Origin of the sequence: Candidatus Glomeribacter gigasporarum BEG34, from assembly GCF_000227585.1 — a bacterium.
Classification (GTDB): domain Bacteria; phylum Pseudomonadota; class Gammaproteobacteria; order Burkholderiales; family Burkholderiaceae; genus Glomeribacter; species Glomeribacter gigasporarum_B.
In genome coordinates this window covers 1-9,474 of sequence record NZ_CAFB01000080.1, presented here as the reverse complement: position 1 = coordinate 9,474, position 9,474 = coordinate 1, and the positions used below count along the sequence as shown (strand labels likewise).

The following is a 9,474-nucleotide window of genomic DNA, read 5'->3' as shown; positions in this document are numbered from 1 at the left end:
TGAACGCGCGCATGCAGCACCTCCCTCATGTATTGCTGCGCCTGCTCGGCTTTGTGTTGCAGCTCATTCTTCCACGCCTGCTCAAGTTTGACCAACTTCTCGGCAGCCGCCGGGTCATCTGGGGCCTTTTCCATCAGATCGCTGACCTTCTCGCGTAACATATCGAAATGCTGCGTCAACCGTTCCAGATCGGAAATCTGGCGGCGCAATATTTCAGCCTGATCATTATGAGCCATCGCTCGCTCTCCTTCCTGCAACCCCTTCAACCCCGCAAGTGCTCTTCCTCGCCTTTTATTATACAGGATCAGAATCCAAAAGCAGAGATCGTGCACAGGCTCTACGTGCGCGGATCAACCTTTAAACCCGCCCTTCCTGCGTACGCAACACCTCACCCAGATACCGCAGCCGAATGCGGATGTATGCCGGTTCGCCCTGCTGTACTGCACGTTCAGCATCCAGAATGGCCGCCTCGATCAGCGGAAGCGCTAATTGACCCGCCGCCCCTTTCATTTTATGCAATTCCTGCCGCAACGCCTGATCATCGTGTTCTTCAAACCGCTGCTGCGCACGCTGAAACAAATGCCCCAATTCTTTGCAGAATTTATGGCGCAATTCATCATTCAGATCCATATCCTCATTTTCGTCTCGCACTGCATATATGTCTATAGAATTTTGCTCTATTGAGAGTCCGCGAGAATTCTGATAGTCAGCTACTTTTAAAAGCGCCTGCGCCAGCACGTCCAGAACGAGCGGTTTGGTCAGAAAATCGTTTGCGCCCACGTCAAGGAAGGCGGCGCGTTGATCGTCAAAAGCGCCGGCGGATAATGCAATGATGTACACATCGGCATCCAGCACCGGATCCTGTTCGGCGCGAATCCGGCGCGTCGCTTCAATGCCGCTCATCACGGGCATTTGTGCATCCATAATGACTGCGTCAAATATCTCGCGGGTCAGCAACTGGATGGCTTGCGCGCCATTGCGCGCAACGCGAACGCGATGCCCCAGTCTGCGCGCCATCCATTCAATCAGTTCCAGATTGATGTCAATATCGTCGACCGCGAGCAGATTCAAAGACCACGGCTGCACCATAGCGCAGGGGTCCGCGCGCTGCGGCGCAATACGGCCTGTCTCCGCGCCTAATACGTTGACTAAATCGCGGAATAATAGGGGCGCATCGTGCAGGATAGCGGCCTGAAGATCAGGCAATAACGCCGCCGCGCCGCATAAAAGCGGTTTTGAAGTCAGTCTGATCAGCGCAGGCGAAGGCTGAGCATCTGTGGATTCTAGGCTCAATGCTTCGTTCAGCATGTGGAACGCCGCCGCGCCTTGAGCCTCATCGCATAAACACATATCAATGCGCGCCGCCCCGTCCCCGCCCGCCTGGATAAAGCGCCGCGCCTGCATCGCTGAACCCGCGCATTGCCAGCTTATGCCCAGCCGTTTAAAGCCGTTCTGTAGCGCCATTGAAAGACGCTCTGTCACCACGACTGCGTGCAAACCGGCAAGCGCGCTCGGTTCAGAGGGTGCAGCCGGGACCGTTGGCACAGTTAAAGTGAAGACTGTCCCCTGTCCCACCACACTGTGCAGATGAATGTCGCCCTCTAGCAATTCAGTCAATTGCTTGCAAATCGCCAACCCCAGTCCAGTACCGCCGAAACGCCGCGCAATCGACGCATCCGCCTGTAAAAACGGGGTAAAGATACGCTCCTGCGCGTCTTCTGGAATACCGATTCCCGTATCCGCAACGCGCACCGTTAAACCCATCGCTTGCGCCATAGACGCATTCGCCGGCGCAGCGCTGCGCACAGTCACCATGACAGCGCCGGACTCTGAAAACTTGATCGCATTACTCAGCAGATTCATCACAATCTGACGTAACTTATCCGCATCTGTGACGAGCGTGCACGGAATCTCCGGCGCAATATCGAGCTCAAACCGGATGCCTTTTTCATGCGCCGCGGGAATAAAGACACTGATGACTTCGTCAAAAAAGGCGAGGAGATTGAAAGGCGCGCGGCTGACGGATGCACGGCCCGATTCGTTACGTGAAAAATCCAGAATCTGATTGATAATGCTCAACAAAGATTCGCCGCTTTGTCTGGCGGCCGTACAATAGTGACGCTGCTCTGGCGTTAAATCCGAGGCCATCAGCACGCTAAGCATGCCAATGACGCCGTACATCGGGGTGCGGATTTCATGACTCATATGCGCCAGAAAACGGCTTTTGAGTTCATTGGCATCCTGCGCTTGCTGACGCGCGATATCGAGTTCGGCGGTTCTTTCCCTCACTTTTTGCTCAAGCGCCTCATGCTGCGCATCGACCTCATCCAGCAGCGCGTTATAAGCGGCCGCAAACCGGCCAAACTCGTCCGGTTTCTGATAATGCAAACGGGGGCGCACGCCCTGCGCATCAGGCTGCCGGCCCCGCGCAATCCCCTTTTCAAAGGCCAATAAAGGCTCGGCGAGCAATTGGCGGACCGCGACCCAGATTCCGAGCCAGACAAGGGCGATCCCGAACAGCGTAAAGGGTAGCAAACGCCAAATCGGCGCCCACGCTCTCCGGCTCAACACGGCGTTGGGAATTGCCGCGACCAAATGCCAGCCTGGTGCGTCCAGAAATACATGATATGCCTTCACGCCATCGAGTTGAATCGCGCGTGGCCCCGGACGCGTGTCCCGTAGCCCGCCAGAGAGCGCGAATTGCGCAGAAAGCGGCTGCGTTCCGGCATCGCTCAACGGCGCTATCCATTCGCCGCGCTCGTTGACGATAAAAGTCAGCACATCCGGTGAAAAGGATAAATAGTGCTTGATCAGCCGTTCCGCGGCAACATCATACCCAGCCAGCAGGGTGGGAGAGCCTGCGGAATCGCGTTGCACCGCAACAATAGGCATCCCCCACCCGCGGCGCAGCGGATCGAAATAAAGCGGTCCCCATAATATATTCCGACGGCTGTGGCCGGCATGCGCGCGCAATGCGCGAATCTGGCGCGCGCGTTCGGATAAATATTCAGGCGGAACGCTTGCCGGATGCTGTAGGGCCGTGCCTACTCCGGGCAAATCGAAGAAAGTATCTTCCGCAGAGGCCTGAGTGGTATTTAATATCTGCACCGCCCAGCGCGCCTTAGCCGCCAATGATCCGTCCGCGCGTACGCCCGGATCAGCCATAAAAATCGTCTGATTATTCGCCGCTGAATGCGCATCAGATTGAGGCGCCAATCTGGGCCAATGCTCCAGTAATCGTTGCGCGCTTTGGCGGGCCAGATTAAGATTCTCGGCAATCATGCGCTGACTATGGAATAGATCCAGCTTCACATCAGCCAGCGCAGCGGTACGAACATTCTGATACCTTTGACGGCCAAACAAAAACGTTGTCCCTACACTCACAAGAAAGATACAAAAAATGAGGGTGGCTAAAACACGTGAAATGATGGATTGCTTCACCCCTACGCTGTCCTTCGCCATCGCACGCTGCCGTTATGCTCAGATGAGTTTCACAGCCGCCAGCTCGCGCTTCAGATAGGCGTAATAGATCGGCGCGGCAATGACCCCCGGCAATCCAAAACCCGCTTCCATCACGAGCATTGCCAATAACAGCTCCCACGCGCGCGCGGCAATTTCACTGCCGATAATCCGCGCATTCAGAAAATATTCGAGTTTATGAATGACAATCAGGAAAATCAGGGAGGCGATTGCGACGGACAAACCGGCTGCAGACAAAGACAATACAAAAATCAATGTATTTGAGATCAGATTGCCAATGACGGGCAACAGCCCGACAACAAAGGTCATCAATACCAGCGTTTTCGAGAAAGGCAGACGGACGCCCAATAATGGCAATGCGATCAATAAATACAGACTGGTCAATGCGGTATTCACCAGCGAGATTTTCATCTGCGCGAACACAATGCGCTTAAAAGCGCCGCTTAACCGGTACAGCCGCCGGTTCAACGCGGCGGCAAGAGGGCGCGGATTTGCGCGGCGCACAATATTCACCGCCGTCATCGCGCCTAAAACCATGCCGATGACAATGCGCATCAAGGCGCTGACCGCCTCTTTGCCGCTCTGGCGCAACTCGCCATAATGCGCCTTTAGCCAGTCCAACAGTTGTGCGCGTAATTCATCCGCGCCGTCCGGCAGCGCCTCCTGTAACCAGAGCGGCAAATGGACGCGCGCGCCGTCGATAATCTGCATCAGACGCTCAGGCAACGGTTGCGCGTTCTCCGCGCCGCGCTGCAGATAGGAATAGGCGGAGATCATCGAGAGGCTCAGCGCGGCCGTCACGATGACCGATAGCAGAATCAGCGCGACCCAGCGCGCGCGCTGGCTGGGGAACCATTTTTCCAGATGGGGCGCAATCAGATGAATCAGTTGGAAGACAAATAAACCCGCGAGCAAGCTGCCCAATAACTTCAGCGCGAGCGCTAGCCATAATGCGCCGCCGGTCAGTCCATAACTGAGGATTTCAACCGTATTCAACCTCGGCGAGGGGCCTGCCGCCGTATCCAACACTCGCACGCGCCGTTCTTCCACGTCTGCCTCCTAGAGCATTTTTCAGTGAGATTGCATAAGAAGCGAGCGCGAAGACAGTATAAGCAATACGGCGAGCGCGAAGACAGTATAAGCAATACGGCGAGCGCGAAGCGACGTGGTGCAAGCCGCTGAAAAATGCTCTAAACCTGTTCAGGATTCAAGATGGTCCATGCTCATCGCTTCAACAGCGGAGCGAGATACGGCCCTGTCACGCTCGCCTTTATCTGCGCCACCTGTTCCGGCGCGCCTTGCGCGATGATTCTCCCGCCGCGCGCGCCGCCCTCGGGCCCTAAATCCACGATCCAGTCCGCCGTTTTGATAACGTCCAGATTATGCTCAATAATCACGATCGTATTCCCTGCATCGCGCAGCCGGCGAATCACCTCCAGCAACAATGCAATATCATGAAAATGCAGCCCCGTCGTCGGCTCGTCGAGAATATACAAAGTGCGGCCTGTATCGCGCCTGGACAATTCCAGCGCGAGCTTGACCCGCTGCGCTTCGCCGCCTGAAAGGGTCGTGGCCGACTGTCCAAGACGAATATAGCCCAGCCCGACGTCCATCAATGTCTTGAGCTTGCGCGCCACAATGGGGACTGGACGGAAAAACGCACTTGCCTGTTCGACCGTCATATTCAGCGCTTCATGAATCGTATGGCCCTTGTACCGGATATCGAGCGTCTCGCGGTTATAGCGCGCACCGCGACACACATCGCACGACACATACACGTCCGGCAAAAAGTGCATTTCAACCTTTAATACGCCGTCGCCCTGACACGCTTCGCAGCGTCCGCCTTTGACGTTGAATGAAAAACGGCCCGGCATATAGCCGCGCTCTTTCGCAGCGGGTACGCTGGCAAACAATTCGCGAATCGGCGTAAATACGCCCGTGTAAGTTGCCGGATTCGAGCGCGGCGTGCGGCCAATCGGCGCCTGATCGACATTGATCACTTTGTCGAAATGCTCCAGTCCCTCGATCTCCAGATACGGCGCCGGTTCGACCGCAGAACCGTATAAATGCCGCGCGCAGGCGCAATACAGGGTATCGTTGATCAGCGTTGATTTGCCCGAACCAGATACGCCGGTAATGCAGCTCAACAATCCGACCGGCAAATCGAGGGTGACATGCTTCAGATTATTGCCGTGCGCGCCGGTGATCCGGAGGCGGCGCGCATCCGGCTGCTTGCGCTCAGAAGGCGCGGCAATTGCGCGGCGGTGCGCCAGATACGCGCCGGTCAGCGAATGTGGATTTGCCTCAATCTGGGCCGGCGCGCCCTGCGCAACCACCGCCCCGCCGTGTTCGCCTGCGCCCGGTCCCATATCGACCACATCATCCGCCGCGCGAATCATGTCTTCATCATGCTCGACGACAATCACGGAGTTCCCCAGATCGCGCAACTGCTTCAGCGTTTTGATCAAACGCGCGTTATCGCGCTGGTGCAGGCCAATGGACGGCTCATCGAGCACATACATCACGCCGGTCAGCCCCGATCCGATTTGCGACGCGAGCCGGATGCGCTGCGCTTCGCCGCCCGACAAGGTTTCAGCGCTGCGTTCGAGCGACAGGTACCCCAAGCCGACATTGTTGAGAAAGGAAAGGCGCGCAACGATTTCCTGAATCACCCGCTGCGCAATCTCTTGTTGAGCGCCGCTCAGCCGCAATGTCGAAAAAAAGCGCAGCGTCTGCGCCAGCGGCCAGCCGCTGACCTGATGCAGCGCGCAGGCATGGCTGCCCCCGCCTAATTTCACATGGCGCGCTTCTGTGCGCAGACGCGCGCCGCCGCACGCGGGACACGGTTGATGACTCTGATATTTCGCCAGCTCCTCGCGCACCGCCATTGAATCCGTTTCTCGATAGCGGCGCTCAAAATTGGGCGCAATACCTTCAAATATCTCTTTGCGGATGACCGTTTGGCCCCGCTCGTCAAGATAAGAGAACGGAAGCTTGCGCGGCGCCGACCCGAACAGAATCACTTTCTGGATGGCTTCGGGCAGCGACTCAAAGGGTGTTTCCAGATCAAAATCGAAATGCGCGACCAGGCTTTGCAGCATCTGAAAATAAAAGGCGTTGCGCCGGTCCCAGCCTTTGATCGCGCCCGCTGCGAGCGAAAGCGAAGGATGCGCAACAATCCGTTTCGGGTCAAACACCGTCTTCTGGCCCAGGCCATCGCATTCCGGACACGCGCCCAGCGGACTGTTGAATGAAAAAAAGCGCGGCTCCAGTTCCTGCAGCGAATACGCGCAGAAGGGACATGCAAAGTTCGAGCTGAACGCATGCGTGCGGACGCTCTCCATTTCAATCGCCAGCGCGCGGCCGCCTGCCAGACGCAATGCCGTTTCAAACGACTCGGCCAGACGCTGCTGCCGGTCGGGCCGAACGGTCAGACGGTCAACGATCACCTCAATCGTGTGCTGATCGTTCTTTTTGAGCGACGGCAGCGCGCCGGCTTCATAAATGCGCGCCGGCCCGCTGCCTGAGGAAATCCGGAAACGGATAAATCCCTGCGCCTGCATCTGCGCAAAAAAATCCGCCTGCCCGCCCTTGCGGTTCACAATCACCGGCGCGGCAATCATCAATTTAGTTTCCGCCGGCAATGCCAACACTGCATCGACCATTTGCGAAACGCTTTGCGCACACAGCGGCGCATCGTGCTCCGGACAATAGGGCGTGCCGGCGCGCGCATAGAGCAGACGCAGATAATCGTGAATCTCGGTCACCGTGCCGACCGTCGAGCGCGGGTTATGCGATGTGGCCTTCTGTTCAATCGAAATCGCCGGAGACAGTCCTTCGATCGAATCAACATCTGGCTTATCCATCAACTGCAGAAATTGCCGCGCGTAGGCAGACAGACTCTCGACATAACGGCGCTGGCCTTCAGCGTACAAGGTATCGAACGCGAGCGAGGACTTTCCGGAGCCGGACAGACCCGTGATCACAATCAGTCGGTGGCGGGGTAAATCAAGGTTGATATTTTTTAAATTATGCGTGCGCGCGCCGCGGATACGAATTTCATTCATGGCATGCCAAAACTGGAAGCGAACGGATTACTATAGCGGGTCGCTCCAGCGTATTTTGCTTCTCTCAATATTTTGACGCCTTTTCGGTATGCGCTCAGCGGCAGACTGTCAGAATCCCGCTGATTCAATTCTTCCTTTCTAATTCCGTGCAATGAGTGTTCAAGAAATCCGCGCAATCGCTGCGCTTGCGGCTATTTTCGCGCTGCGCATGCTGGGCCTGTTCTGGATTGTGCCCGTCTTCTCGATTTATGCGCAGCATATTCCGGGCGGAGACAATCCCTTTCTGGTCGGGCTTGCGCTCGGTATCTATGGATTGATGCAGGCCATTTTTTATATTCCTTATGGCAAAGCGTCAGACCGCCTTGGGCGTAAGCCCGTGATTGCCGCCGGATTGCTGATTTTCGCGCTCGGCAGCGCGGTGGCCGCCGCGGCGCCGGATATCAAATGGATCATCGCCGGACGCGCATTGCAAGGCGCGGGCGCGATTTCCTCCGCGCTCAGCGCATTCGTTGCCGACCTCACCGCAGAACACAATCGGGTCAAAGCTATGGCGATGATCGGCGCCAGCATCGGCGTGTCATTCGCCTTCGCCATTGTGACCGCGCCTGTACTATTTGACTGGATTGGCATGCGAGGCCTATTTGCGGCAATCGGCGTCCTGGCGATTGCCGCGCTTGGCGTCCTGCGATGGGGCGTGCCCGCTCAGCCCGCGATGCCGCCTTCCCCTCAAATATCCGCGCCATTCGTTCAGGCGCTGCGCAATACAGAACTATTACGACTCAATTTCGGCGTATTTGTACTGCATGCCACGCAGATTGCCCTGTTTATCGTCGCGCCGCGTCTGCTCGAAGCGGCGGGTCTGGCCGCCGCCTCGCACTGGAAAATTTATTTACCCGTGATGGGCTTGTCTTTTGCGCTGATGGCGCCTGCAATCATCGCCGCGGAAAAAACAGGACAAATCAAAGCGCTGATGCTGGGCGCAATCCTCTGTTCGCTATCCGGCCTATTACTCTTCACCCAATTGACATTTGCCCTGTGGGGCATTGCAATGGCATGGTTCATCTATTTCGCGGGTTTTAATATTCTTGAGGCCGCGCAACCCGCAATGGTCTCAAAACGCGCCTGTACCCGCACGCGCGGCGCCGCGATGGGCATCTACAATACGGCTCAGGCGCTCGGTTACTTTGCGGGCGGCGCGGCGGGCGGATGGCTGTTCAAAAGCGCCGGGACGCAGCCGGTTTTTTGGGCCTGCGCCGCGCTTGCGTTGATCTGGCTCATGATTGCCGCGCGCATGAAATAGGCATTTTCTAGGAAAGAAAGATATGGCTTCTCTGAATAAAGTTTTGCTGATCGGCAATCTGGGCGCCGATCCTGAAATGCGCTCGCTCCCCAGTGGGGATGCGGTGACCAATATCCGCATTGCGACCAGCACGCGCTATAAAGATAAAAGCAGCGGAGAAATGAAAGAGCTGACCGAATGGCACCGGATTGTATTTTTTGGCCGGTTGGCCGAGATTGCCGGCGAATATCTGAGGAAGGGTTCGCCCGTGTACGTGGAAGGTCAAATCCGGACCCGCAAATGGCAAGATCAAAGCGGGCAAGATCGATATTCGACTGAAATTGTCGCCGATCAAATGCAGATGCTGGGGTCACGCGGCGCATCCGCCCCGGCTGACATGGAAAGCGGCGGATATATGAAACCAGGCAGCGCGCGCGGCGGGGACAGCCGCCCCCCGCGCGCGGCGAAGAAAGACATAGACGGGATGGATGACGATATCCCTTTTTAGAACGCCTGTTCACGCTTGCGTCGGCAGTGATCAATGGCTTCTAGAGCATTTTTCAGTCGATTTACCCAAGGAGCGAGCGCGAAGACAGTATGAGCAATACGGCAAGCGCGAAGCGACACAGGGGAAATCACTGAAAAATG

The 9,474-nt window shown here is 56.7% G+C and carries 6 protein-coding genes; 2 read left to right on the top strand and 4 right to left on the bottom strand.

The genetic code is table 11. The features are described 5' to 3' along the window. From CAGGBEG34_RS08660 to uvrA, 4 genes are all read right to left on the bottom strand, one after another. On the bottom strand, positions 1 to 236 hold a 236-nt coding region (locus tag CAGGBEG34_RS08660; RefSeq protein WP_042688457.1), incomplete at its 3' end, for a hypothetical protein. Between the two features lie 121 nt (positions 237 to 357). After that, on the bottom strand, positions 358 to 3,363 hold the full coding sequence (locus CAGGBEG34_RS08655) for an ATP-binding protein (protein ID WP_042688456.1): 3,006 nt from the start codon (positions 3,361 to 3,363) through the stop codon (positions 358 to 360). Between the two features lie 117 nt (positions 3,364 to 3,480). Further along, the gene (locus CAGGBEG34_RS08650; protein ID WP_006683280.1) at positions 3,481 to 4,530 is read right to left on the bottom strand and encodes an AI-2E family transporter; all 1,050 of its coding nucleotides are present in this window, start codon (positions 4,528 to 4,530) and stop codon (positions 3,481 to 3,483) included. Positions 4,531 to 4,703: 173 nt separating this feature from the next. After that, entirely contained in the window at positions 4,704 to 7,547 is a 2,844-nt protein-coding gene (gene uvrA, locus CAGGBEG34_RS08645) for an excinuclease ABC subunit UvrA (RefSeq protein ID WP_006683279.1), read from the bottom strand. Positions 7,548 to 7,698: 151 nt separating this feature from the next. On the opposite strand from uvrA, the gene CAGGBEG34_RS08640 reads away from it, so the two are divergent. Together CAGGBEG34_RS08640 and ssb are read left to right on the top strand one after the other, a co-directional pair. Beyond that, positions 7,699 to 8,847: an MFS transporter gene (locus tag CAGGBEG34_RS08640; RefSeq protein WP_006683278.1), complete on the top strand. Its 1,149-nt coding sequence runs from the start codon at positions 7,699 to 7,701 to the stop codon at positions 8,845 to 8,847. 22 nt (positions 8,848 to 8,869) lie between these two features. Then, positions 8,870 to 9,334 carry a single-stranded DNA-binding protein gene (gene ssb, locus CAGGBEG34_RS08635; protein WP_006683277.1) on the top strand — a complete coding sequence of 155 codons (465 nt, stop codon included), beginning with the start codon at positions 8,870 to 8,872 and terminating at the stop codon, positions 9,332 to 9,334. Positions 9,335 to 9,474: the final 140 nt, after the last annotated feature.